Below are 26,580 nucleotides of genomic sequence, written 5' to 3'. Positions count from 1 at the left end.
GAGCGTTTGTCCGAAGACTTCTGGCGGCAGGCCGACGGCACCGAACTGGATGCCAGGCACCGCCTGAAGATCCATGGCAGCGCCGCGATCGAGCGGGTGATGCGCACCTCCTTGTCGGCTACGGTGGCGGCGACCGCGCTTACCACGCTACGCAAACCTGGCCGTCTGCAGCGCGAGTTCGAGGCGCTGCGCTTCTACGAACCGCTAGCGCGTGCGGGAGATGCCTCCGAGGTATTCCTGCGACCGCCGAAGGACATCGTCATTTCAGAGCGTGCGCTGCCAGGCAATGACATCCGTCGTTTGCAGCTGCGGTTTGCCAGTCCGTTCAAACCGCTCAATCCGTTCGCGCGCCCGCAGTTTGAAGCCATGCAGCGCAATGCCTTCGCCCATGCCCAGCACTGGTGCCATGGCGACCGGCCACGACCGACGTTGATCGTCATCCACGGATTCGCCGCCGACCCGCACTGGCTCAACGCTCACGCGCTGTCGCTGGCCGATTTCTACCGGCGGGGCTATGACATCCTGCTGTTCACGTTTCCGCACCATGGTCGTCGCGCAGAACGCAGCGACTGGTTCAGCGGCCAGGGATTATTCGGCAGTGGGCTGGTGGCCTTTAACGAGGCGCCGCTGCATGCGATCCATGACCTGCGGGTGTTCATCAACTACCTGCAGGCGCGTGGTGTCGAGCATATCGGGGTCACGGGCATTTCCCTCGGCGGTTATACCGCGGCGCTGCTGGCGACCGTTGACGAGCGCCTGGCCTATTGCGTGCCGATCGTACCTGCGGTCAGCCCTATCGACGCGTTCCTTGAGTGGCAACCCACAGGGGTGTTGCTCTCCCGCCTGATGCGCAACCAGGGCATTGGCGTGGCTGAAATGCGCGGCTTGCTTGCCGTGCACAACCCGCTGACCTACGCCCCGCGTCTGGACGGCGAGCGCATGCTGATCATCGGCGGTGCCGGAGACCGCGTTACCATGCCACGACACTTGCGGCTGTTGCACCAACACTGGCCGGGCAGTGCGTTGCACTGGTTTCCCGGTAATCACATTCTGCATCTGGGACGTGGTGAGTATCTGGCGTGTATGAGGGCGTTGATGGATAGGTACTCAGGGTTGTAGTACACCCGCGACGTTGGCAAGCATTCTGCTTGGATGTTCAGCTGTTCGATGCTATTTCAGTTTGCATCGACAGCCGTTCTAGGATGTGACAGGCACATCCTTTTCCTGCAAGGAGGCAGGCCGATGGCCTTGATAATGGAAAAACTGACCCGCTTTGAGCGTATTGAATGCTCGATGGTCAATGCCAGCGGTGCCCGCTACCCCAAGCATACCCATGAAGAATATGTGCTCAGCGCCAACCTCAGCGGGGCGGAGCGGATCTGGTACAACGGCAGGCAGCAAGCCGTGGTAGCGGGCGAGGTGACGCTTTATAACCCGATGACCGTGCAGGCGTCGGAGTTCTGCGGGGAGGGCGCACAGTTCATCAGCGTGCATCTGGATGGACAGCAGGTGCGCAACATTCTTGACCAGACCACCAGCGCCAGTGGCCTGCCCACGTTCCAGGAGGGCGTGATCCACGATAGTGCGCTGTTCCGCTCTATCCTCGACCTGCACGAGCAATTGGACGCCAGCGGTCGTGACGAGGCGTTGCTGGTGCTGTGCAGTGAGCTGGCGCGTTTTCGCACCACGCCAGACACCGCTGACGAGCCATTGCGGGTGGCACAGTTGATCCGTTTCATGAAGGCCAATCTGTACGAAGTGATCGAGCTTGAAGACCTGTGCGCCGAAGCCAATCTGTCCAGATTCCATCTGGTGCGAAGCTTCAAGACCCTGAAAAACCTGCCTCCCATGCAATATTTCAAGCAGTTGCGCCTGATCGAAGCGCGCCGGCGCCTGCGCCTTGGCGACGCGGCGGCACACATCGCCGCCGACCTAGGTTTCTTCGACCAGGCTCATCTGAGCAATGCGTTCCGTAAAGTGATGGGTGTCTCGCCGTCGAGCTACAGCTCAATGCTTGGTGTAGCCGGGTTACGTTGACGCCGTCAGCCAGAAACTGGGGTAGAGTGCTCAGCAATCTCTGCCCATACGTTGCTTGAAGAATGAATCGTCCGCTGTTTGTTTCGCTAGACGGGCCCAAGGGTACCGGCAAAACCACACTGTTGGAGGCCGTTACGAAAGTACTGAGGGCCGATAACAAAAAGGTGATCCGGCTTTGCGAGAAAAAAAGCGATCCCTACCGGGGTGAAACAATGGCCCTGGTGAACACATTCGTCAGAAATCCCAGCCGGGATCTGGAGCTGGGGGTTTGTGAGCGCTTTGCTGATAGCCGTACCTGGATTTCCCAGCACGTGCTGACCAAACAGCCAGCAGACAGCATCATCCTGATCGATCGCTGGTACCCGTCTGATGCTGCGTTTCGCCGGATGGTCCCGTTTGCACAAATCCTACAGCTGAACCTTGATCGAAACGTGCGCGTGCCAGACCTGCATGTCGGGGTTGTCACCGCCCCTGAAATTTCATGGGCGAGGGCAGCGGCACGTACGCGTGGGTTGAGCAGTACGGTGATGCATAAGCTGGAAGAACAGATCGCTTGTACCCGGGCGTTTGAGCAAGCGGTTGCAGATCACGACTGGGTTTTATGCCGTAATGAAGGAACGATTGAAGAGGCAACGATGCAGGTGGTTGCTGAGATCTATAGCGTCCTCTGATGCGCCGTTGGCGAAGTTCGCGACACCGGCCTTGATGCGGTTGAGATAGCCGTAGATGTAGAATTTCGGTATGCGCTTACTCACTTGCGGGCTCAGCTGAGTTCGGCGCACGCGCGTCATGGGCCTTAGCAACCAGATACGTTGCATGGCTGACAAATAACAGCGATGTAAAGGATGCGCCTAGATCGGGCAGGCTTAGGAATCGAGGGCCGTTGGTCCCGTACAGTGAAAGTGCGCTGATATCGCCTGTTACCTGAAGCATTACGGCGAAATACCCGAGCACAAGGAGCACGGTAATCAATACGTTCTGCAGGCGTGATACGTCAACCGTATTGGCATTGGCGATTTCCTCGCCCATGAACATATCCGTGATGGACGCCATTTGGGGCGTGTCGTTCAACGAAAGACCGTCGGACTGCGCACCCAAAAAAGGGATGCCTCGTTTGCGCGGGTCGGGATCAGCTACAAAGTTGACCTGTTTTTGGGCCGGGTCCTTGGTCGGGAGGATTAGCGCAGAGATCATTGGCGAGGCTGTCGCGATTCCCAAGGCTGCCGCGACAGATGTCGGAATGGTTGGAAAGACTGAGGCTTCCCAGCCACTCCCAACGCCAGTAAAACCAATATTGAACAACGCCAAAGCGGCATAGCCGGAAAGCGCCACCACTGTCCACAGGGTGACTTGCGCGCGTGCTAGTGAAACCCGGTTGCGGACATCGATCCAGACCCCGGCGACACGCTGCTTTGTGCCCAATCCGAGCGCGATGATCAACCCGGCGATACCAACGGCGAGCATCAGGAAGGAGGACAGGATTGACGTCGAGCTTGTGCTGATTTCAGTTTGCTTGGTGTCAACCGAGGCTGCACGGGCAACACCCAGAACATTGTTGGCGGAGGATGTTTTCCGTTCAAGAGCTGCAGCCCCACGCCTGATCACGTCACACTCCCTGGGGTTATTACCTTCATGACATTCGTTGAACCCTTTAAGCACAGCATCTACTTTCGACGGATCCCAGAGGAGTTTCTTTGTTCGCGGGGCCACGTCAGAGGCTTTTTCATTGGCCAGCAGGTTGTCGCAAACCGTGGGATGCTTAGCTGATGGAAACGCATTGGCATCCTCCTCGCATGTGAGCCTGACGCTTTCGAACAAGCGGTATTGAAGGGCAGGGTTGGTGGCCATAAGCAGATTTTTTGCTTCTCTCACCGAATGGCCTGTCGAGATAGACACTGCCGCGCCGATGAAAAAAATCACCGCCGCAAAGATCCCCACCACCCAAGCGAGTTTTTTGTAAGGGTTAGGGGGCACTGGCGCTGACAAGCCACTGCCGGTCACTTGCGAAACGAATGGTAATTGGTCTTCGGTTGGCGGTTCGTTGGACTCGAACAGCCGATAGAGGCGCTTGTTAGAGGCGTCTCCAACAAAAAAATCACCACCGCTGCGCACATCAGTCCCGAAAATCCAACTCAACGTCCTGGGGAATGCGAAATCGAGTCGAGCGGTACTGGCCTGGGGAATTTCGACCAGCGCCGCCCGTGCAGGGAGGGAGTTGCCAACGTGAACGCCGGACTCGACTTCGTCGACTGTCGTACGCATTGTCTCAAACGTTGCGGATAGTTCGGTATCGACGCGAGGCGCCGGACGCACCTGTAGTTGACCTCCAAGGCCACGTTTCTTTGCCTGAGCGGCGAGGTTGGCTACAACCGCATGAAGCCGCTTCACGGTCGCGGGTGCGCCGTCCTTGGGCGTAACGTTTTGCGTTTCTCCCCAAACCACTGAAAGCACAAATTTGTCAGCCATTTTTTCTTTCTCCGACAGGTCATTCAATGTCCGAGGGTGACGCAGGTGCAGAGACAAAAAACGAATCAATGGCCAACTCGGGGGAGGAAAGAAAAGCTGGGGAGTTCCCTCTGGGCATGGCTACGACATTGACTGCATAAGTAGCAGTCGCTGCTAGCTTATGTGTGTATTTTAGTTCTGTACTATGAAAGCGCAAATAACAGAGCTGATCGTACCGGGGCTTACTGTAAAATTAATATGGTGTGATACATGGCTGTTACAGATCATTTGCGTTTGTGTCGGCACTGAAACTATCAGCGTTCGGTTGCGCCTAAATGTTGATGGCATTGTGCTTGCGACCCTGCAAGGCCCAGTCTATGCTGGTGATAAAGGTTGTATGGCTCATATGAAAATCATTTTTGTATAAGATTTTAGTGCTGTGACTTGTGCTGAGTACGGGCCTGACAATCTTGCCTTCAAGTGCTCGTTGTTGTCTGTTTTCTTATGTGGCGTCTTGTAACCTGTATTGTTTATGCGTTGCGTTCGGAACGTCGAAGTTCGTGCTCTGCGAGCACCCTCGTTAACTCTTCTACTTAGAGTTTGTTACACGACATTAACGAAAGAGAACTCGCCAATGAACAAAGCAACCGAGCCTCTTGAAACGCCCCCTGAGCGAATCAACCTTGTTTCACTCCACCTACCCGAAAGAATGCGATCTGATCATGAAAGGCGGCATTACCAGTGGCGTCGTCTATCCGCTGGCCATTGTTGAAATTGCCAAGGCCTTCCGTTTGCGCTCCATCGGCGGCACCAGCGCTGGCGTCATGAGGCGGCACTTCAAGAGCAAGATGAGAACAATAAGCTAAGGGGCGATTGCTGACGAGCCCCACCATTCACTTGCTGTCACCGGGGGGGGCGGCGAGAGCTTGGGGATCAGCCTTGCTATGTATGCTTAAGGTACACCTGGCGTGTCAGGCGCGCGGGCCGGTGCGAACATGCCGATGAGCGCTGAAACACTGCGCCGTTGTGGCTTGGAGATGCTTGGCAGTGTACAGGCAACGTATTTAACGAAAGTCTTGTAGGGGCCCGGTTGGACTGAAAGTTGATGTCGATGCCTTGCCGCTGTACGAGCTCAAATCCACCTAGCAACGCAGCACTAATGAGAGAAGCGCGTTCACCCGGTAGCAAGGTGTACCGCGCATTCAGATGTGCGCGCTGGGGGGGATGCCATCGACTTTGGTCAGGTTGTCTTGTACTTCGGCTTTTTTGCCAGCCTGCGGGCATCCAATTCAAACAACTCACCGTTGAGCAGCATCCTCGCTAGCTGCATTTTTGGTCTATTTCTGGTCGTTATCCACCACCGCACCCGCGGCGACGAAGACTGGATCAGCTCTTTAACCAGCCGATCCAGGTCAGCATCAGGCAGTGAAGGATAACCGTCCAGTACCAACCAAAGCGGTTGTACGGTTTTCGTCAATACCTCGCCAAGCCGGTCGAAGTCAGCATTCATCAATTGCAATGCGGCACCCATGCGAGCGATCACCTGAGTCGCCTCGATCGGGTGATCCTGCAAGTCCAGCCGCGCCAAACGAGTATTGGCCGGGCGATAGGCCAAGCACTCATCTAGCAGCATTGTCTTACCGCTCCCGGCAGGCGCGCACAGTAGGCTTAACCGGCAGTGGGTGTTGAGCAATGCAGTGCGTAAATGCGATCGAGGCAGAATCGCTTGACCGTTCATGCTGTGTCCTGGCGTGAGATTGATCGGAACATTAGTTACAGGCTCGATAGCGTGATCGGCGAACGCGCAAACCATAGCGGTGGAGGGCATTGCTACGTTGATGAAGTGCGCCAATAAGCTGGCAATTGACGACAGCTACCGATCACGCCTGTAGTTCAGCCACGCGATCAAGCGATTGGCGTAGTTGGTCAAGTACGCTTCTGGTCCACACGCTAGACTCGCGGCGCGCAAGCTCCAACTCCATCTAGCCATTATCCTCGACCCCAAGGAGCCCACTTGATTCGTCCTTTCCTTTCTTGCCTGCTGATACTGCTACTAAACACCGGCCTGGCATCTGCGCAGGCAGGCGCTGATCCTGCACTAGCAAACGATGCTGCGGGTTATGCGCCGGCGCTCACGTGCTTGGGCTGCCACGCAGAACAAGCCAAGGCCTGGCAGCATTCAGATCATGACTGGGCGATGCGCGAGGCGAATGCCACCAGTGTGCTCGGCAATTTCAAGGACACGCGGTTCAGCGATGCAGGCGTGAACGCACGCTTTTTCAAGCGTAATGATCGGTACTACGTAAACACCGAGGGCGAGGATGGCAAGCCTGCGGATTTTCTGATCCGCTACACCTTTGGTCATCGACCGCTACAGCAGTATCTGGTGGCCTTTCCCGGGGGACGGTTACAGGCGTTGACGATTGCCTGGGACAGCCGCGCGGCCAGTGTCGGCGGCCAGCGCTGGTTTTCGCTATACCCTGGCCAACGCTTCGCCCCGGGTGACCCACTGCACTGGACCGGTCGTTACCAGAACTGGAACGCCATGTGTGCCGACTGCCACTCGAGCAATTTGCAAAAGGGCTACGACAGCGAGAGCGATACTTTCACCACAACCTGGCACGAGCAGAATGTGGGTTGTCAGTCCTGCCATGGACCAGCCAAAGAGCACGTGGACTGGGCGCAAAAGGCTAAACCCGACGCGCCGTACCAAAAGGCCAGCGAGATCGGTCTGAAGGTGGATTTTTCCGCCCTGGGCGCCAAAGGCCTGATTGAGCAATGCGCGTTCTGCCACAGCCGCCGCCAGGGCCTGGGCACCGGTCAGCAGCCTGGGCATTCGCTGTTGGACGCCGTGCTCCCGGCCACTTTGCGGCCCGACCTGTATCACCCGGACGGGCAGATCCAGGGTGAAGTCTATGTGTATGGCTCGTTCACCCAGAGCAAGATGCACACCGCTGGAGTGACGTGCACCGACTGCCACGACCCCCATAGCTTAAAGGTGAAAGTCGAGGGTAACGGATTGTGCCTGCAGTGCCACTCGCCCACGCCCCCCGTGCGCTTTCCCAGCCTTCAGGCCAAGGAATACGACGGCCCTGCGCATCATCATCATGCCGCAAACTCCCCAGGGGCGCAGTGCGTAAACTGCCACATGCCGGAAACCACCTACATGGTGGTGGACCCACGTCGAGACCACAGCCTGCGCATTCCGCGACCGGACCTGGCGCAGGCCAGTGGTAGCCCGGATGCTTGCAGACGCTGTCACACCGATCAGCAACCGATCTGGGCTGCCAACGCCATCGAAGGCTGGTTTGGTCAGCCGCAGCGGCCGCCACACTACGGTCAGACCTTTCATCGTGTGCGCCAAGGGCAAGGTGATGCGCTGGCCCAGTTGAGCGCGGTCATTGCCGATCTGGGCAAGCCCGCGATTGTTCGGGCCAGCGCTGCCGAACAATTGGCTGAGCTGGGAGCGCCGGCGCTGCCGACGCTGGCAAAGGTGCTCAAGGATGACAGCGCCATGGTACGGGCATATGCGGCGGCCGGATTTACCGCTCTGCCACCCGTGCAGCGGGTTGAACACCTGCTACCGCTGCTCGACGACCCTCAGCGCGCCGTGCGCGACGAAGCCTTGCGTGCGCTGGCCAGCATTCCTCTGATTGCGATGCCCGAGGCACGCCGCGATAGCTACAAGCTTGCTCAACAGGACTATGAGCGGCGCCTGCGCAGCAATGCCGACCTGCCGGGCAATCGACTCAATCTGGCGGTCTGGCTGGAGCGCTCAGGGCGGCAGATGGAGGCGCTGGAGCAGTATCGTCAGGCCCTACGCCTGGACCCCTATTTTTCACCGGCCCGGGTCAATCTGGTAACCCTGGCCAACGGCATGCTCTTGCACGATGACGCCGAGAAAGCGCTGCGCGATGGTGTGGCACTGGACAAGTCACCTGCTGCCGACCGTGGCAACCTGGCCTACATGCTGGCCCTGCTGTTGGTTGAGCGCCAGCAGCCGGCCGAAGCTGCGCGTTGGTTGGAAGAGGCGGCCAAGGCAATGCCTGACACCCCACGTATTCGCTACAACCAGGGCTTGTTGCTGCTGCAGTTGCAACAGCGTGATGCCGCCCAAGCCGCGTTGATGGCGGGTCTTGAACGTGCGCCCGAAGATGCCGATCTGCTCTATGCACTGATCTACCTGCATGGCACTGCCGGCGAACGTGCAGCGGCGGCGTCCTACTGGCAACGCCTGCAGAAGGCGGCACCAAATGACCCACGTGTGGCGCCGCTGCGTCGTCAATTGGGCCTTTACACGCCGTAGTTTCAGTGAAAGTAGGCAAGGGTTACCTGCTTTGAGACATAGGTCACCAAAAGGCAGATAAATGGCGGCCTTTATCAAGTCGGTGTCCCTGGAGCTGTATAGCTTGGTCAGCAGGTTCCCGGAACTCCGCATTCAGGGCACTGATGTTGTATGTCAATACACCAATAACAAGAAGGTGACACATGACCAAGCCTGTACCGTTGTTTGACCATAAGGAACTACTGACGCTCAATACTAATGAGCTGCCCATCTACAAAGATGCGATGGGCCCCGAGTTCCCTGGTGTAGACGTTCAGCCCTTGTATCTGGACGCGAGCGCTGGCATCTGGGTGCTACGCACACTGTTTCATCCTGGCGTGCGCTTACCTTGTCACTATCACACCGGGCCGGTGCACCTGTTCACGCTTTCTGGCAAGTGGGTCTATGACGAATATCCGGACCAGCCTCAAACCGCCGGGTGCTATCTGTTCGAACCAGGTGGTTCTATCCACACGTTCACGGTGCCCGCGGACAACACCGAGCTCACTGAAACAGTCCTCGTCGTGCATGGCGCCAATGTCAACTTCGACCGGGAAAATCAGTATGTCGGTGTCCTGGACGCCACCAGCATCACCCAAATGATCGACCATCTGGTCGCACAGCGTGGCCTGGAGCCAGCGCGCTACATTCGTCCTGGGCAACCCAACTACACCATCGGCTAATTCGACCATCGGCGCCACCCGCTGTTTCGAGTTGCAAGGTGAGGCAGTCTTGTTGCCCAGCACTCGATTGGCAAAATGTGGCGGCGCAGTGAAACAAGGAGTTGATCAATGAAAGCTGTGGTCCTGCGCGACAATAAACTGGTGATCGATAAGCTTGTCGATCCAACACCCGCTAAAGGTGAAGTACTGGTCAAGACTCTGGCCTGCGGCATTTGTGGTTCCGACTTGCACATGTTTCATCACTGCGAACACGTACTGGCTAACTTCAAGCGCGGAAACATTCCGGTCGCTTTCGATCAGCAAAAAGATGTGGTGTTTGGTCACGAGTACTGCGCCGAGATTCTCGATCATGGCCCGGGCTGCGACAAGACGCTCAAGGTCGGTACGCGGGTGTGCTCGCTACCGTTCGTTGTGACCCCTAATCGCTTCGACCATGTCGGCTATTCCAACCAATACCCTGGTGGTTATGGCGAGCAGATGGTATTGGCCGAACAGATGTTGGTGGCGGTACCAGGCGATCTGCCGGCCGACTTCGCCGCGCTGACCGAGCCGCTGGCTGTCGCCGGCCATGCGGTAAACCGCGCCCGGCTTGCGGGCGACGAGGTGCCTGTGGTGATCGGTTGTGGCCCCATCGGGCTGGCAGTGATCGCCTCGTTGAAGGCACGCGGCATTGGCCCTGTGGTCGCTGCAGATTTTTCGCCCGGGCGTCGTGCCCTGGCTGAAAAAATGGGTGCGGATGTAGTGATCGACCCAGCGCAGCAGTCGCCCTATCAATCGTGGTTGCAAGTCGCGGCGCCGCAGGGTTACGACATCAATGGCCCTTTGGCTCTGCTTGGCCTGGGACCGCAGCCTAAGCCTTGCGTGGTGTTTGAATGCGTCGGTGTGCCGGGCCTGATCCAGCAGGTGATCCAGAACGCACCACCGCGTACTCGTCTGGTGGTGGTCGGGGTGTGCATGCAGAGTGACCAGATCGAGCCGCTGATTGGTATTGGCAAGGAGGCGAACATTCACTTCTCGTTTGGCTATAGCGTCGAAGAGTTCACCCAAACGCTGCATGCCTTGGCCGATGGGCGACTCGATGTTACCTCGATGATCACCGGTAGGGTTGGCCTGGATGGAGTCGCCGGTGCGTTCAGCAGCCTGGCCAAGCCCGATGAGCATGCCAAGATCATGATCACCTTCGATTGAGCACTTGGCGTAGCTGACAGTCGCTTTTACGCCTGATCTGTTCCCTGATTTGATAGTTCCCTTTGCGTTCCGGAGGGCTGCTAGCGCGGCTTTCTGGACGCTTTTTTATGGCTTTGTGGACGCCCGGCATCAGTCGCTGGAGTGCATGGATTTGTAGGCTGCAGTCGACCGGATACGCGGTCAGGGCGCGGCAGAAAATGTCAGGATACTGGCGTGATATGCAAAGAGGGACCAAGTCGATCCACCGCATGATCGGGCCACTCTGACGAGTGCGCGAAGATCGACATCTACACCACGAATTCCGCCTTCCAGAGCGACCTCATATAAAAATAATCCGGAGGGTGCTCCATGATATCCCCACAGGGCAAGTCTGCCCGTGCTCGTAGTCTTCTGGCTGGAACCGTGCTTTCCCCCCTTGCTTTAGCCATTTCCCAGCAGGCGCTGGCGGGCGAATTCGAGTGGGGTGAGGTGAGTGGACGTTACAATGGTAGCCTCAGTGCCGGCGCTATATGGAGCGCCGAGAGACCGAACAACGATTACATCTTTCAAGGCAACGCCGACAGCATCGGCTATGGCTCGGCTGGGCAGTTCAACCCCAGTGGAGCCAAGACTATCGATGATTCGCGGCTCAACTACCACAAGCGTCGGGAAGTGGTGTCTTCGCCAGTGACGCTGCTCGGCGAAGTCGAGCTGAAATGGCAAAACTATGGTGCGTTTGTTCGCGGCAAAGCCTGGTATGACTACTCGCTGAGCAACGATTCGGTCGACTATGGCCATTCGGCCAACGGTTACACCCCAAACAGCAAGCTGGACGACAGCCATTACGATCGCTTGGCCAAGTTCCAGGGTTTAGCCTTGCTCGATGCCTACGTGTTTGGTGATTTCGACATCGCTGACCACCCGCTGCATGCGCGCCTGGGTAATCAGGTAGTGAACTGGGGTGAAGGCTTGTTCTTCCAGAACGGCATCAACTCGGTGAACCCTATCGATGTCGCCGCCCTGCGCCGTCCTGGCTCGCAACTTAAGGAAGCTTTGTTGCCGGTGCCGATTGCCTACTTCAACCTGGGCCTCACCGATGCCCTGAGCATGGAGGCGTTCTACCAGCTCAAGTGGCGCAAGACGGTACTTGAAGGCTGCGGTACCTACTTCGCGGCCAACGACTACATCACCGGTGGAGAGGCGGGTTGCTTTGGCGTTCCACTGGCCGGCGCCAACGATCAGCAAGCGTTCGCAAACGATCTGATCCTGCATCGCGCCGAGGACAACGACGCACGAAACGACGGGCAGTTCGGCGTGGCCTTCCGTTACTTTGCCGACAGCATTGGTACCGAGTTCGGCGCCTATGCCATGAACATCCACTCGCGTACGCCCTTCGCCAGCGTGATCACCGACTCGCGAGCGGCGATTGGGCCGGGCTTTATCCCCGGGCAGCAGGGCACTAACGCGCAGTACTTTGGCGACTACCCCGAAGACATCCGCATCTATGGCTTGAGTTTCTCGACCAACATCCTGGGTACGTCGGTGTTCGGCGAGTACAGCTATCGCCCTAACCAGCCTATCCAGCTTGCCACCGGTGATTTGATTCCGGCCTTTGCAGGTAATCCGGCAGCGATTGCCGGCGCCATTGGCCAGAACCTGACCCTGGGCCAGGATGCGATCAATGCCGCCCCTGGCTCGGTCTATAACGGCTATGACCGTCGGGAGATTTCCCAGTTCTCCCTGGGCTTTATCAAGTCGATCCCGCAAGTGCTCGGCGCAAGCAACTTCAGCGTGATGGGTGAAGCGGCTGCCAAGTACGTACATGACCTGCCGGGCCTCGAAGATCGCCGTTATATCAAAGGCGATCTCTACGGGACCGATTTCGCCGATGGCAATGCCGCAGGTTGCGCAGCCGGCAGCCCGGCGCAATACCGCAAGTACACCTGCTCCAGCGATGGCAATGCGACCAAGTTCTCCTGGGGCTACCGCATGCGTATGCAACTGGATTACCCAGGCTTGGTTGCCGGGGTGAACGTGTCGCCCTACGTGGCCTTCGGCCAAGACGTGCAGGGCTGGTCCCACGACGGCAACTTTGTCGAGGACCGCCTTTTGGGCTCGGTCGGTGTGAAAGCCGATTACCTGCAGAACTACTCCGCCGAACTGTCCTGGTCGGGAACCGGCAATACCGCGTTCGCCGCTACCGACCGTGACTTTGTTGCCCTCAGCCTGCGTATGGGCTTCTGATAATGAGGTACGTTATGAACCGGAACCTGCTCTCTGCTGCCGTGCTCGGCGCTATTTTTTCCCTTGCCAGCGGCAGCGCCCTGGCCAAACTCGATGCCGCCGAAGCGGCCCGTTTGGGTCAGGACCTGACTCCAACAGGCGGGCTGAAAGCAGGCAATGCCAGCGGCACCATTCCGGCCTGGACCGGTGGTTTGACCCAGCCACCGGCTGGCTACAGCGCCGACACGGGCTACGTTGACCCCTTTGCCAGTGAAAAGCCGCTGTACACCGTCACCGCGGCCAACATGAAGCAATACGCCGATCAGTTGACCGTTGGCCATCAAGCGCTGCTTGCCAAGTTCCCCAGCTACAAGATGGATGTTTACCCGAGCCATCGCACGGCGGCACTGCCCAAGGAGGAGTACGCCAAGATCGCCAAGGAATCCACCCAGGTAGATCTGGCGCCCGGTGGCAACGGCATGCTCAATTATCAGGGTACGAGTGTGCCGTTCCCGATTCCCAAGTCGGGCATCGAGGCGATCTACAATCACCTGGTGCGCTACCGTACCAGCGGCTACCAGACCACGCCTGTCGAGATGGTGGTCCAGGCCAACGGCAGCTTCACCCCGGTGCGTCGTGAAGCCAAACAGATGATGGCGTCGGCGATGGGCAATCCAGAGCCAAACCGCCTGTTCTATTACACCGACAAGGTGGTTTCGCCGGAAAGTGTCGCCGGAATCCAGACCCTGGTACACGAACCAATTGACCAGGTGACCGAGCCACGTCTGGCCTGGCAGTACAACCCGGGGCAGCGCCGCGTACTGCGGGCGCCGCAGGTGTCCTTCGACACCCCGGTAGAGACCTCCGCCGGCCTGCGTACCATGGACATGGTCGATATCTTCAACGGCTCGACAATCAAGTACGACTGGAAGTTGCTGGGCAAGAAGGAAATGTTGGTGCCCTACAACACCTACAAGTTGGCGAGTCGCGACCTGAAGTACAAGGACATCATCCAGACCTCTCACCTCAATCAGGACCTGGTCCGTTATGAGCCGCACCGTGTCTGGGTGGTGGAGGCCACGCTCAAGCCTAGCGAACGCCATATCTACGCCAAGCGGGTGTTCTACATCGATGAAGACAGCTGGGGCATTCTGGCCGTTGACCTGTACGACGGTCGTGGCGAGTTGTGGCGCCTGCAAGAGGCGCATGCACTGCAGCGTTACGACGTCGGCTCGGCATTCTATGTCAGTGATGTGTCCTACGACCTGCAGGCCCGCCGCTACATCACCTACGGCCTCATGAACGAAGAAAAGCCAGCTCGCTTTGGCCTCAAAGCCGAGTTGAAGGATTTCAATCCGGCTGCATTGCGCCGTAGCGGGCGCTGACCTGCCGCACTCGGCGTGAACGGGCGCAGTCGGTGTTGTCGACTGCGCCCTTGAGTCAATAGCGGAAGATGCCTATGAACAGTATTTCTAAGCTTGTCCCGCCCTTGCTGGCGGGGTTGGTGCTGATTTCCCAAACGGTAATGGCCGATACCGCGCCGCTGGGTGACCGACTAGAGCGCGCTTCTCGGTTGAGCACACGGGCTGCCCAGTCGCCGCTGACTGATGTACAGCGGGTGGGCGATCGCGCCGTGATGGTCGGTGCCAACGGTCACATCCTGTCACGCGGGGTGTCGAGCACCGAGCAGGCCGATGTGCCGGTCGACTTGCTGCTTACGGCGGTGCATTTCGTCGATGACAAAAACGGTTGGGCAGTAGGTCATGACGGCGCAATTTTGAATAGCACCGATGGTGGGCTTACCTGGAAGCTCCAGCTCGACGGCCGCGCCATCAGCCAAATGATGATCGCCTGGGCCGAGGCCGAGGTGGCCCGACTGGAGCAGGTCAGCGCGTCGGCAAATGGCGACGAAGCAGTGTCGGCAGCCCTGGATGACGCCAACTTCGCCCTTGATGATGCCACCGCAGGTGCCGAGCCCGGGCCATCGCGGCCATTGCTCGATATCTGGTTTCGCAATGCCAACGAAGGCTGGGCGGTCGGCGCCTACGGCATGGTCCTGCACACCCGCGATGCGGGCCACAGTTGGGACTTCGTGTCTGGCCTGGATAACCCGCAACGCTTGCACCTGAATGCCGTGCTCGGCTTGACCGATGGCAGCTTGGTGGTGGCCGGGGAGGGCGGGCGCTTGTATCGCCAGGTCGAAGGACACTGGCAACCAGTACAGACCCTGACCGATGCCTCGCTCTACAAGTTGATGGAATTGGCCGATGGTCGCCTGCTGGCCCTGGGCTTCGGGGGCACCCTGTTCCAGAGCGATGATCGGGGCGCTAACTGGCAGACCATCGCCACACCGAGCAAAGCCAACCTTTACGGTGGCACGCAACTGGCTGACGGCAGCGTGGTGTTGACCGGCCAGGGCGGCGTAGTCCTTCACGGCCTTCGTCCTGATCAGTTGCGGATCTGGGAGGGTGCGGGCAAAAGCGCCTGGCTCGGCGCTGCTGCGCTGCCCGGTGAACGCTTGGTACTGGTGGGTAGCTCAGGCCTGCGGGTACTGACTGTGTCCGAATTCAGAGAGCAGCTGAAATGAGCATCCAGATGAACATCGAGCCAACTACTGGACAAAAGTCAGTGGGGTTTCTGCCGCGTATGGTGGACTTCATGGAACGGGTCCTGTTCCACCACCGCTTGGCGGTGCTGGCCTTTTTTGCTGTTGCCTGCCTGGTGCTGGGCTGGAAATCCCAGGACCTGCGTCCGGACGCCAGCTTCAATCGAATGATTCCGACCGGCCATGCGTACATCCAGAACTACTTCAAGTTTGAAGATGTGCTACGCCCGCAAAGCAACGTGTTGCGCGTGCTGGTGGAGAACCCCAATGGCGAGATCCTGACACCCGAGTTCATGGAAGTGCTGCGTGAGGCCAGCGACCGGGTGTTCTACATTCCTGGGGTCGACCGCGGTAATCTTAAATCGTTGTGGACACCCAACGCGGTCTGGACTGAGGTGACCACCGGCGGTGTTCGCGCCGGACGAATCATCCCCGATGGCTACAATGGCAGCCCCGAATCGCTGGCCCAGGTGCGCCAGAACATCCTGAAAGCCAATATGCTGGGTAGTTTTGTTGGCAATGACTTTCGCTCGGCAGTGATCCGCGTTCCGTTGCTGGAGAACGACCCACAGACCGGCGAGCCGTTGGACTATGGTGCCTTCACCCAGGCGTTGGAGAAAGACGTTCGCGAGCACTTTGGTGCCCAAGGTGTCACCATTCGGGTGATCGGTTTTGCCCAGATCATTGGTGACTTGCTGGCCGCGGCCGCCGACATCGCCATGTTCTTTGCCATCACCGTCGGCCTTATCACGGTAATGCTCTATATTTACTGCCGGTGCTGGCGCAGCACGGCGGTCACGGTGTTGACCTGCCTGCTCACCGTCATTTGCCAGCTCGGCCTGCTGAGCGTGTTGGGTTACGGTTTGGACCCGTACTCGATCCTGGTGCCGTTCCTGATCTTCGCCATTGGCATCAGCCATGCGGTACAGAACATCAACTTGATGATGAGCGAGATGGGCCACGGCTGTACTAAGGTGGAGGCCTCTCGACGTACGTTCCGTGCGTTGTTCATCCCCGGCACCACTGCGTTGTTGGCCGATGCGGTGGGTTTTCTGACCTTGTTGGTGATCGACATCGGGGTGATTCAGCAGTTAGCGATCACCGCCAGTATCGGCGTATTCGTGGCCATCTTCACCAAGATGTTCCTGCTGCCGGTATTAATGTCCTATGTTGGCGTCAGCCCGCGCGGCATGGCGCAACAGCTAAAACGCGCCAATTCCTCCTGGCCGGTGTTCCGCCGTCTGAGCGCGGTGGTCGAGCCTCGGTATGCGATTCCGCTGATCCTCGGCAGTCTGGTATTGCTGGGCGTCGGTTACTACGCTCGGCAAGACCTCAAGATCGGTGACCTGGATGCTGGTGCCCCAGAGTTCCGACCGGAGGCGCGCTATAACCAGGACAATGCTTATCTGCTCAATCACTACACCACCAGCACCGATGTGTATGTGGTGATGTTCACCACCCCGCAGGAGCAGTGTTCGCGCTTCGCCGCCGCCGACCTTGCCAACCGCTTGGCGCAAACCCTGCGCGAAGTCGAGGGGGTGGAGTCGGTGCAGTCCCTGTACGACGTGGTTCGGTTCAACATCTTCACGCGTAACGAAGGTAACCCCAAATGGGCGGAGCTCTCCCGCGACCAGTACGTGATGAACACCGCCCGCTCCGGGGCGCCGACCGATCTGGTCGACCCGAACTGCAGTGTGGCGCCGATCAATCTGTACCTGGCCGATCACAAGGCCGAGACGTTGGCACGGGTATCCGCGGCGGTGGACGCTTTTGTCCAGCAGCACGAAACCGGTGAGTTCAAGATCCTCCAGGCTGCCGGTAACGCCGGTATAGAGGCCGCCACCAACAGCGTGATCAAGACCTCCGAGAAGCAGATGCTGATCCTGGTGTTTGTGATTATTTCGCTGGTAGTGCTGTGGGAGTTCAAGTCGATCAAGGTGACCATTGCATTGATGGCGCCGCTGTACCTGTCCACCGTGTTGTGTGAGGCGGTGATGGCGCAGATGGGCCTCGGTGTGAAGATCGCGACGTTGCCGGTGATCGCCTTGGGGGTCGGCATTGGCGTTGACTACGGTATCTACCTGTACAGCCGCCTGGAAGGTTTCCTGCACCAGGGTCTGAAGTTCCGCGCTGCGTTCTTTGAAGCGCTCAAGACGACCGGTACTTCTGTGGCCTTCACCGGTATCACCCTGGCGTTGGGCGTGGCCACCTGGTCGTTCTCGGCGCTCAAGTTTCAGGCCGACATGGGCTTGCTGCTGGTGCTGCTGTTCATCTGGAACATGGTCGGCGCACTGGTCTTGCTGCCAGCCATTGCCTCGATGCTGTTATGTGACAGACACACCCGCTAAACCAGCCGGCGCCCCAGGGCGCCGGTTTGCTTTTTGAGTGTTTGATATGGAGGAATACATGAAGTACGCCTTTACCACATTGATACAGTTTGCCGCTTTGGCCCTGGTCTGCGAAATCGCCAGCGCGCAGGAGCCGGATCGCAGTACGCTGCCGATCGCCGACTCTGCCTTCAAGGGCAAGATAGGTACTACCTTCGCCGACTCGACAGCCGACTTTCCCCAGCCAGTGACCGCACCGGCCGGTGCACCGAACGTCGTGGTGGTGTTGCTCGACGACATGGGGTTCGGTCAGCCGGGCACCTTTGGTGGTCCGGTTCCGACACCGGGCATGGACCGCCTGGCGGACCAGGGCCTGCGCTTCAACCGCATGCATACCACCGGGATCTGTTCGGCTACGCGGGCAGCCTTGCTGACAGGGCGCAACCAGCATCAAGTCGGTTTTGGCACCATTACCGAGCTGGCTACCGGTTTCCCCGGATACAACACGGTCTGGTCGCAATCGACTGCCAGCGTGGCGCGGGTGCTGCGCGACAATGGCTACAGTTCAGCGGCCTTTGGCAAATGGCACAACACGCCGGACTGGGAAACTCAGCCCAACGGTCCGTTCAACCATTGGCCGACCGGCCAGGGCTTTGATTACTGGTACGGATTTCACGGCGGTGAGACCAGTCAGTATGAGCCGCAGTTGTATCGCAATACGCTGGCCGTGGAGCCTGCTAAAAAGCCGGAACAGGGCTATCACCTGACGACCGACCTGGTCGATGACGCAATTGCCTGGGTCAGCCGGGAGCAGGCAGTGACCCCGGACAAACCCTATTTTCTGTACTTTGCGCCAGGTGCGGTGCATGCGCCGTTGCATGCACCACGTGAATGGATCGATCGGTTCAAGGGCCAGTTCGATCAGGGCTGGGACCGGGTACGCGAGGAAACCCTGGCACGACAGAAGCGTCTGGGTGTCGTACCTGCCGATACCGAATTGACGCCGCGTCCAGCCCAAATCCCAGCCTGGGACTCACTCAGTGCCGATGAAAAGAAACTGTTCGTCCGCCACCAGGAGGTCTTTGCCGGCTTCGTTGCCCATACCGACCATGAAGTCGGTCGCCTGCTCGATACCGTACGAGCATTGCCAGGTGGCGACAACACCTTGGTGATCTATGTGACCGGCGACAACGGCGCCAGCGCCGAGGGCAGCATGGTCGGCACGCTGAACAATGTCATGACCCAGAATGGTGTGCCTGACTCGGTGCCGGCGCAGTTGGCCAAGCTCGACGAGATCGGTGGTCCCTTGCATGAAAACCACTATCCGGTTGGCTGGGCCTGGGCGGGGTCGGCACCGTTCCAATGGATGAAACGGGTGCCTTCGCACTTCGGTGCCACACGCAACGGCATGATTGTTTCCTGGCCGCGCAAAATTCAGGAACAGCGAGGTTTGCGCACACAGTTTGCCCATGTTATCGACATTGCCCCGACCATCCTGACGGCGGCGGGCTTGCCAGCTCCGAAGTCGGTCGACGGTGTAGAGCAGTTACCGATGGCCGGCCACGACTTGAGCGGCACCTTCGCCAGTGCCAAGGCACCAGAGGTCAATACCACCCAGTATTTCGAGAACGGTGGACACCGAGCTATCTACCACGACGGCTGGATCGCCTCGTCCATGCAGGGAGTGCCGTGGCAGTTGACGGGGTCCAAGGGCTTCGCGAACAGCCGCTGGGAGCTTTACAACATCGACAAGGACTTTTCCCAGGCCCATGACCTGGCCGGCCAGCAGCCGGAAAAACTGAAGCAACTGCAGGCATTGTTCGATGAACAGGCACGTGGCAATCAGGTGTATCCGCTGGATGACCGTTTTGTCGAACGGGCGCTGAGCGTACGCCCCTCGGTGGTCGCCGGACGTACCAAGGTGCGCTATGTGGCCGGTATTAACCGTATCCCGGAAGGTAGCGCACTGCCGATCTACCAACGCAGCCACAGCATCACCGCCAACCTCGTGATACCTGAACATGGGGCCGAAGGAGTGATTCTGGCCGAGGGTGGCAGTGCCGGTGGCTTTGCCTTGTATGTACGCGATGGGCGCTTGCACTACGACTACAATTTCTTCGGCAAAACTCTCTATCGCGTCTCGTCCAGTGAACCGCTGCCCAAGGGCAAGGTGCAGGTGCGAATGCAGTACGAGCAGGCGCCGTTCCGCTTCCTCGTTGAACAGACTGGCGGTCAAGTGGCGCTATGGGCCAATGGCCGCCGTGTGGGGGCAGGGGTGGCGGAGCGAGTGGTGCCAGTACGCTTTTCCGCTACCGAGACCCTCGATGTAGGCATGGACTTGGGCGCTCCCGCTTCGCCGGTTTACCGTGAGCAACTACCCTATGCCTTCACGGGTACCCTTGAGGATGTCACCGTGGAAATTTCACCGACCAGGCCCTTGATCAAGTAATTGCAGGGATGAAAAAACCTCACCCCGTCAGGGTGAGGTTTTTTTGCAGGGTCAATCGGTAGTGCCGTGGGCACCGATACCGGGCTCAAGCAGGCAAGCGGGCCAGGTGCTCACGGGCCGCTTGCTGATCCAGGCGCTGCATGGCGTCGACAGCGGTCAGTTGCAGTGCGTGGTTCAAATGGACGCGAACGTCAGCCTCTTTCTCGCCATACATTACTTCCAGACCACGCGCGAATTCGATGCGCGGCACCACCGCCTGCGGCGCATGAGCGACACCCAGCTCATAGTGTTTGTGGGCCTCATCCTGGGTAGCACCGTAGAGCATCCGCCCCATCAGGGCACCTGCCTGGTCGGAAATACCGGCATGCCAGCCAGCGAAGGTTGCATGCCCTTCGGGATGCTTGGGGGCCAGTTTCAGGCATTTTTGCAACTGTTCTTTCATGCGCCCGCCGAAGCCTTGAGCCAGCGCTTCGATAATCGAGATTGACTGGCTGTAGCGGCCCATGGCCACGGCGTGAATGTAATGCAGGTTGGCGCTGACTACGCCGGCGTCTTCGGCTTCTTCGCACAGCTTCATCACTTGCTTGAACAGCGAGGCGCGGCGTTTGTCGTCTTGCTCCAGGTACTGGGCGTAGATGGTGGCGGCGAAGGCTGCGGGAACCACACCTGCGCCGCCGGCGGCCAGGCCTTTTTCGCAAGCTTGGGCAAACTCGCCCAAGTGGTAATGACGCCAGCTGTCCTGGACAGCAATGTTTTGCGAAAAGGCTTCTGGAGTGCCCAGGTGCAGGGTGTCCCACTGCTGTTGCAGGGCATCACCGGCCAGGTTGAGGTCGCCGGTGTCGATAGAGCAAGGTTGCCACTCGTGTGTGTTCATCGTGTTGCTCCTGAAAAATAGAGTAGGGGGTGGAAGCGCATTGGAAAAAACAATCGATGCGGTTGTAGGGAGTTACTGACCCGTCAGGGCAGGTTGCAGCTGACGGCAGAGCCGTTCGCTCAGCCGTTGTCGGTTTGGCGCGTTAAAGTCCGGGGCAAACGGTGCAGTCACGCGGTGGATAAGCGACGCGTCGGGACGCTGACCGGTATGGATGTACTCCAGTTGCTCCCAGGGCGTCGGGCCGATCAGCAAGCCAGCACTGAGCAGCGCTCCCCAGCGGCCACGAGATTGCGCAAGGCCCAGTACCTTGCGGCCTTGAGCATCAAGCAACTCGCCGTGGGAAATACCGGCAAAACACACCCAGTCCAGAGCCCCTTCTTGCACCAGCGGCTGATGCCGATGGAAAGTCTCTGGTGTGGCGAGCACCAGAGGTGTGCCAATACCGTCCAGGGCTTGTCGCCACATGTCGCCGAACCAACGGAATGCTTCGAGCGGATTCAACGCCGCAAAGGGGCTTGTGCTGGGCAACAGCAGATTGACACCGAGCATCCAGGGTCCAGCCAGCACGGCACCACCGCCACTGCGTCGTTGCTGTACCTGGTAGCCCAGCGCGGCGGCCCGTTGTCGGCTGGCCAGCGCATCACCACCACGTCGGCCGTAGATCACACAGGGCTGGCGGTAGTCGATCAGGGCCAGGGCCGGGGCATCAAGGCCTTCGGCCAGGCGCTGGTCGATCCACTGCTGTTCGGCGATAGCACATTGGATGCGCGTGATCTGCCTGTTCATGGTTACAGCTCGGCCACCTCTAGGCATGCGCCTAGATCACGCAGGAACAAGCTAGCCGGGTAGCCATCTACCGCCCGGTGGTCAAACACCAGGTTCAGACTGGCAACCTTGGCCACCGCCGGGGCGCCGTCACGTACTACCACGGCTTCGCGGGCCTGGCCGACACCCAGGATGCCCACCTGTGGCGGGTTGAGGATGGGGGTAACCCAGTCGATACCTGCAGCGGCCAGGTTGCTCAACGTGAATGTGCCTTTCTGAAAGGCTGCCGGTGGCAACTTGCCGACGCGCGCCGCCAGCGCTAGCTGGAGCAGCTCTTTAGACAGCTGCACGCTGTCTTTGGAATCGGCATCACGGATCACCGGGGTGACCAAGCCTTTGTCGGTGTGCACGGCAACGGCCAGGTTGACCGCATGCACCTCTTCAATGCCCTTGTCAGTGATCAGTGAGTTGAGGCGCGGATGCTGCTTGAGGGTCACGGCCAAGGCGCGCAGGATCAACACGGTCGGGGTCACCTTGACACCGCTGGTTTGACTCAGCGATTTGGCCCGGGCCAGCAAGGCGTCCATTTCGATCTGCAGGCCGAGCGCAACGCGAGGCGCTTGCCAGGCCTGGATCATGGTGCGCGAGATGATCCCGCGCAGCCCGGTCATGGGCACCAGGGTGCGGTCCGCTACCTGTTCTTGCTCACTCATGCTGGCTACTCAGTTCAGTTCAGCCAGGGCCTGGCCCCGGTTGAAGTTGTCTTGGGCGGCGACCAGCAGCTTGCCGATGGTGCCGGCGGCAGGTGCGAGCACCTCAAAGCTGGTCTTGATGACCATCACCGAGGCCACCAGTTGGCCGGCCTCGACGCTGTCGCCTTCCTTGACATGCCACTCATCGAGCAAGGCCTCGGTGCTTTCGTCGATGTCTTCCCACGCGTCGTCTTGCAGATGGATCTGGGTCATGGTCGTGCTCACAAAGGGTTGTTGATCAGGGCTTGAACGGACTCGACGATATTCGAGACCTGTGGGATCACCTGGCTTTCCAGCGCCTGGCTGAACGGAATGGACACGTCGGCAATCGCCAGGCGGCGTGGTGCGGCCTTGAGCTTGATGCGGTCCAGGCGTTCGGCGATGCGGGCAATGATCTCGCCGGTTACGCCAAAGCTCAGATAGTCCTCGTCGACCACCAGCAGGCGGCCGGTTCTGGCGACCGAACGCTCAATGGCGTCCATATCCAGCGGGACCAGGGTGCGTGGATCGATGATTTCAACACTGATGCCCTGCGCCTCAAGTTCCACCGCGGCCAGGCGTGCTTTGTGGACCATTTGGGCAAAGGCCACCAGCGTCACGTCGCTGCCTTCGCGCACAACGCGCGCTTCGCCAAACGGGATGGTGTAGGACTCTTCAGGTACTTCGGTGGCGAACTGTGAGTCGACATAGCCGAGCACCGGCAAGCCAAGTAATGCACGGTGGAACAGGAAGACCACCGGGTTGTCGTCACGGATCGCGGTGGTCATCAGGCCTTTGGCATCGTAGGGGTTCGATGGCACTACGACCTTGATGCCCGGGGTGTGGGCAAAGTAGCCGTGCAGGGTCTGGGAGTGCTGTGCGGCATCGCAGATACCACCACCGGTGGAAGCGGTGATCACCAGCGGTAGTTTGACCTGGCCTCCAGACATGTAAGTGGTTTTGGAGATGTTGTTGAGGATCTGGTCGAAACACACTCCCATGAAGTCGACGAACATCAGTTCGGCGATCGGGCGCATGCCTTGGGCGGCGGCACCCAGGGCGGTGCCGAGAATGGCGGTTTCGGAGATCGGCGTGTCACGTACACGCTCCGCGCCAAATTCCTTGTACAGGCCGACGGTAGACTGGAAAACACCGCCGATCTGGCCAACGTCTTCACCGAGGCAGAACACCGAACTGTCGCGCGCCATTTCCTGGCGGATGGCTTCAACCATGGCCATGTAGAAAGGCAGTGTGCGAACCTCGGTCGAGTTACTGGCATTGCTCATAACGTGCTCCTGGGCTTATTCGGCGAAGAGGTGCAGGTGCGCCTCGGCAGCGTCCGGGTAGGCGCTGTTGCGGGCGAAGGCGATAGCGGCCCGGACCTGTTGGCTGGTCGCTTCGCGGGCGCTCTGGACTTGTGCGTCGTCAAGTACGCCGAGTTCCAGCAATTGCTTTTCCAGTTTGACGATGGGGTCGTGTTGCTTGAGCGCACGCACCTCGCCTTTAGGCCGGTAGCCCTCGGGATCGCCCTGAAAGTGGCCGTAGTAGCGGTCCACCTTCATCTCGATCAACGTAGGGCCTTCCCCGCGACGCGCGCGGGCGATGGCTTCGCCAGCGGCAGCAAACATTGCCTGGGCATCGTTTTCTGCCACGCGGATACCTGGCATGCCATAGCCGGCTGCGCGCTCGACGTTGCTTTCGACGGCAGTGGATGCTTGTTTGCTGACCGAGATGCCGTAGTTGTTGTCCTGGCAAACAAAAACCACCGGCAATTTCCACAAGCTGGCCAGGTTCAGGGACTCGTGGAAGGAACCCTGGTTGGCAGCGCCGTCACCGAACTCTGCGATGGCCACTGCACCGTTGCCCTTGAGGCGAGCGGCAAGGCCGGCGCCACAGGCGTGGGGAATGCCGGCGCCGACGATGCCATTGCAGGCGAAGTTGTGCTCGGTGTCATACAGGTGCATATGGCCACCCTTGCCACGGCACAAACCGTCCACTTTGCCGAAGATTTCCGCCGTCATACGGTCCAGCGGAACGCCCTTGGCGATGGCGAAGTGGTGGGCGCGATGGGTACCCCACACCGAGTCCTGTTTTTCCAGGTGCACGCAGACACCCGTGGCGGCAGCTTCCTGGCCGGCAGACAAGTGCATCTCGCCGGGAATGGTGCCGGCACCGATATCGAAGGCCAGGCCTTTCTGGATATGCGGCGGCAACTTGCCCTCGAAATACACCATCGCCAGTGTGTCTTCATATTCGCGAATCAGCAGCATGCGGTGGTACATCCACAGCAGCTGTTCATGGGTTGCTTGCATGGCAGGTTCTCCCTTGGATGAGTGATGGCCGTATCGCTTAAGCGCTGTCGGCCATGCCGGAATTCAGGCTGCGCCGTGATGGGTTGATGGCAGGGGCGCTTGACTGCGTTGCTCGCAGAGGCTTTTCAGGCGTTGGGTGGCGCGCTTCATGCGTCCGCCGATGATCAGCCGCATCAGCCATTGCGTACCGGGAATGCGGGCTTTGAAACGAATGCTGTAGTCAACGAAAACCCGGCCATCAGCGTGCTCGTGCAACTCGATGCGACCGAAGTGGAACTTCACCGGAGCGCCACTGATCACGCGGTAGTCCATGCGTTCCAGCGGCTTGAAGGCGAGTACTTCCTCGACCACCCGCTCGTTCAAGTAACGCAGTTCACGCTTTGCCCCGACACCTGCCGGATGGTCGCTGCCTTCTTGCAATACACGGCCGCGGTAGCACCACCAGTCGCCAATGTTGGCGTGGTCGGCCAGGATGTCCCAAATCAGTTGGCGAGGTGCACTTACCAGTTCCTGGTGATGCACCAAGGTGTCGAAATGACCGGCCGTGAACCCCATGAAACGGTCGTAGTAGGGGCGCACATTGAGCAATTCGTAAGAAAAGCCCTGCGTGTCTTTGACGTAGGTAACGGCCCAGTGGAAAACACTGAGCGGGAAGGGCAGTCCTGCCGTGGCACCTGAATTGATGGTGCGCTTGAAGACCCGACGCATTTCGCTTTCATGACGGAAACCAAATGCAATGTTGAGAATCCCAAGATCACTGATCAGGTAGTCTTCAGGTTGCGGCCGACCTATGGGTTGCTGGTACTGCACGACTTCGATCAGGATGTCGTCGGCCCAGAACAGCGCGCTTTCACGCTGGGCGCCGGGCAGCCCCCACATGGCCTCGTGCTCGGGACCGTGCAGGCGGGAGTCATGGGACTCCACCAGATTCAGTGCGCGGGTGAAAAAATCCCGTGTTTGTGCGATGTCAGCGACCGACATCGTAATGGAACGTACAGTGGAGCGCTGGCCGCCGCGTGGACGCACACGGGGGTTGGATGAACGTGGATCATCTTCCATCAGTTCCAGTACGGCCCCGTCGGGATCGCGCAGGCAGACACGACGTTGTCCAGGAGCACCGACGATATCGCCCATCAGCGGCGTATCCAGGAATGTGGCGCGCTCAAGGGCCGCATCGAAGTCAGGAACATGAATGCCGACAAGGTTGTAGCCGATGTCGCACATGCGCCAGTCCTGGGGCAAAGGGCGCGCGACCGGACGCTCATACTCGAAGAGTTCGACCTGAAACTGCTCCTGGGTGTCCAACAGCCACCAACAGGTGGTGCGGGCACCGGGCACACCTTGAACTTTGGAGCAAGCCCAACCTTTGAACGATTCGGTGCCATTGGCAGGCGTAAAACCGAACAGATCCTGGTACCACTGGTGAGAGCGTCTAAGGTCGCTGACGCTAAAGGCTATCTGGCAAAGCCGCTGGCTCATGGACGGGACCTTGATTGTTGTGATTAAAGGGGGTCGTTCCGTTGCCCACGCGTTTGGCGGGGTTGTCGAATTATTCGGTGGGCGTGCCGGGGAAACTTGGCCGATGGCGCCATTGGATGTGCATTACGTGACAAAGCGGCGCAGTGAACGCGCTGGACA

The 26,580-nt window shown here is 59.1% G+C and carries 21 protein-coding genes; 12 read left to right on the top strand and 9 right to left on the bottom strand.

The window, feature by feature from the left end; all coding sequences use genetic code 11:
- Positions 1-6 precede the first annotated feature (6 nt).
- From PSAKL28_RS13055 to PSAKL28_RS13045, 3 genes are all read left to right on the top strand, one after another.
- Positions 7-1,119, top strand: a complete 1,113-nt coding sequence (locus PSAKL28_RS13055) for an alpha/beta hydrolase family protein (RefSeq protein WP_257011893.1) — start codon at positions 7-9, stop codon at positions 1,117-1,119.
- 123 nt (positions 1,120-1,242) lie between these two features.
- Positions 1,243-2,037: an AraC family transcriptional regulator gene (locus PSAKL28_RS13050; protein WP_038610960.1), complete on the top strand. Its 795-nt coding sequence runs from the start codon at positions 1,243-1,245 to the stop codon at positions 2,035-2,037.
- A 62-nt stretch (positions 2,038-2,099) separates the two neighbouring features.
- On the top strand, positions 2,100-2,708 hold the full coding sequence (locus PSAKL28_RS13045; protein ID WP_038610958.1) for a dTMP kinase: 609 nt from the start codon (positions 2,100-2,102) through the stop codon (positions 2,706-2,708).
- 76 nt (positions 2,709-2,784) lie between these two features.
- On the opposite strand, the gene PSAKL28_RS13040 is transcribed toward PSAKL28_RS13045, so the two are convergent.
- The gene (locus PSAKL28_RS13040) at positions 2,785-4,572 is read right to left on the bottom strand and encodes a hypothetical protein (RefSeq protein ID WP_157687026.1); all 1,788 of its coding nucleotides are present in this window, start codon (positions 4,570-4,572) and stop codon (positions 2,785-2,787) included.
- A 566-nt stretch (positions 4,573-5,138) separates the two neighbouring features.
- Between PSAKL28_RS13040 and PSAKL28_RS13035 the strand changes: the two genes are divergently transcribed.
- A complete protein-coding gene (locus PSAKL28_RS13035; protein ID WP_038610952.1) occupies positions 5,139-5,348 on the top strand; it encodes a hypothetical protein in 210 nt (69 codons plus the stop codon).
- Between the two features lie 374 nt (positions 5,349-5,722).
- On the opposite strand, the gene PSAKL28_RS13030 is transcribed toward PSAKL28_RS13035, so the two are convergent.
- Positions 5,723-6,220 carry a P-loop NTPase family protein gene (locus PSAKL28_RS13030; protein ID WP_157687025.1) on the bottom strand — a complete coding sequence of 166 codons (498 nt, stop codon included), beginning with the start codon at positions 6,218-6,220 and terminating at the stop codon, positions 5,723-5,725.
- 459 nt (positions 6,221-6,679) lie between these two features.
- Between PSAKL28_RS13030 and PSAKL28_RS13025 the strand changes: the two genes are divergently transcribed.
- The 8 genes from PSAKL28_RS13025 (at position 6,680) to PSAKL28_RS12990 (ending at position 20,260) form a co-directional block, all read left to right on the top strand.
- Positions 6,680-8,788: a HEAT repeat domain-containing protein gene (locus PSAKL28_RS13025; protein WP_306452926.1), complete on the top strand. Its 2,109-nt coding sequence runs from the start codon at positions 6,680-6,682 to the stop codon at positions 8,786-8,788.
- 182 nt (positions 8,789-8,970) lie between these two features.
- Positions 8,971-9,489, top strand: coding sequence for a 2,4'-dihydroxyacetophenone dioxygenase family protein (locus PSAKL28_RS13020; RefSeq protein WP_051939355.1), 519 nt, complete (start codon positions 8,971-8,973; stop codon positions 9,487-9,489).
- A 108-nt stretch (positions 9,490-9,597) separates the two neighbouring features.
- Positions 9,598-10,677, top strand: coding sequence for a zinc-binding dehydrogenase (locus PSAKL28_RS13015; RefSeq protein ID WP_038610943.1), 1,080 nt, complete (start codon positions 9,598-9,600; stop codon positions 10,675-10,677).
- Positions 10,678-11,079: 402 nt separating this feature from the next.
- A complete protein-coding gene (locus tag PSAKL28_RS13010; protein WP_257011892.1) occupies positions 11,080-12,900 on the top strand; it encodes a DUF1302 domain-containing protein in 1,821 nt (606 codons plus the stop codon).
- A gap of 14 nt (positions 12,901-12,914) precedes the next feature.
- Complete coding sequence (locus PSAKL28_RS13005; protein ID WP_038610937.1) at positions 12,915-14,264, top strand: DUF1329 domain-containing protein; 1,350 nt, start codon at positions 12,915-12,917, stop codon at positions 14,262-14,264.
- Positions 14,265-14,338: 74 nt separating this feature from the next.
- A complete protein-coding gene (locus PSAKL28_RS13000; protein ID WP_038610934.1) occupies positions 14,339-15,466 on the top strand; it encodes a WD40/YVTN/BNR-like repeat-containing protein in 1,128 nt (375 codons plus the stop codon).
- Complete coding sequence (locus tag PSAKL28_RS12995) at positions 15,463-17,832, top strand: efflux RND transporter permease subunit (RefSeq protein ID WP_096335668.1); 2,370 nt, start codon at positions 15,463-15,465, stop codon at positions 17,830-17,832. The genes PSAKL28_RS13000 and PSAKL28_RS12995 overlap by 4 nt, the downstream gene beginning before the upstream one ends.
- 58 nt (positions 17,833-17,890) lie before the next feature.
- Complete coding sequence (locus PSAKL28_RS12990) at positions 17,891-20,260, top strand: arylsulfatase (protein WP_038610932.1); 2,370 nt, start codon at positions 17,891-17,893, stop codon at positions 20,258-20,260.
- A gap of 85 nt (positions 20,261-20,345) precedes the next feature.
- Here PSAKL28_RS12990 and PSAKL28_RS12985 read toward each other — a convergent pair whose 3' ends face one another.
- From PSAKL28_RS12985 to PSAKL28_RS12955, 7 genes are all read right to left on the bottom strand, one after another.
- Positions 20,346-21,134 (bottom strand): hypothetical protein, encoded by a 789-nt coding sequence (locus PSAKL28_RS12985; protein ID WP_038610929.1) that lies wholly within the window; start codon positions 21,132-21,134, stop codon positions 20,346-20,348.
- Positions 21,135-21,206: 72 nt separating this feature from the next.
- Entirely contained in the window at positions 21,207-21,920 is a 714-nt protein-coding gene (locus tag PSAKL28_RS12980; protein ID WP_051939354.1) for a lipoyl protein ligase domain-containing protein, read from the bottom strand.
- Between the two features lie 2 nt (positions 21,921-21,922).
- Complete coding sequence (locus tag PSAKL28_RS12975; protein ID WP_038610926.1) at positions 21,923-22,612, bottom strand: 2-oxo acid dehydrogenase subunit E2; 690 nt, start codon at positions 22,610-22,612, stop codon at positions 21,923-21,925.
- Between the two features lie 9 nt (positions 22,613-22,621).
- Positions 22,622-22,864: a lipoyl domain-containing protein gene (locus PSAKL28_RS12970; protein ID WP_038610923.1), complete on the bottom strand. Its 243-nt coding sequence runs from the start codon at positions 22,862-22,864 to the stop codon at positions 22,622-22,624.
- Between the two features lie 8 nt (positions 22,865-22,872).
- Positions 22,873-23,916 carry an alpha-ketoacid dehydrogenase subunit beta gene (locus tag PSAKL28_RS12965; RefSeq protein ID WP_084589110.1) on the bottom strand — a complete coding sequence of 348 codons (1,044 nt, stop codon included), beginning with the start codon at positions 23,914-23,916 and terminating at the stop codon, positions 22,873-22,875.
- A 15-nt stretch (positions 23,917-23,931) separates the two neighbouring features.
- On the bottom strand, positions 23,932-24,942 hold the full coding sequence (locus tag PSAKL28_RS12960) for a thiamine pyrophosphate-dependent dehydrogenase E1 component subunit alpha (RefSeq protein WP_038610920.1): 1,011 nt from the start codon (positions 24,940-24,942) through the stop codon (positions 23,932-23,934).
- A 63-nt stretch (positions 24,943-25,005) separates the two neighbouring features.
- Entirely contained in the window at positions 25,006-26,421 is a 1,416-nt protein-coding gene (locus PSAKL28_RS12955; protein ID WP_051939352.1) for a VOC family protein, read from the bottom strand.
- Positions 26,422-26,580: the final 159 nt, after the last annotated feature.

Origin of the sequence: Pseudomonas alkylphenolica, from assembly GCF_000746525.1 — a bacterium.
Lineage (GTDB): Bacteria > Pseudomonadota > Gammaproteobacteria > Pseudomonadales > Pseudomonadaceae > Aquipseudomonas > Aquipseudomonas alkylphenolica.
The sequence above is the reverse complement of the archived record's forward strand: the minus strand, read 5'-3'. Positions and strand labels throughout refer to the sequence as shown.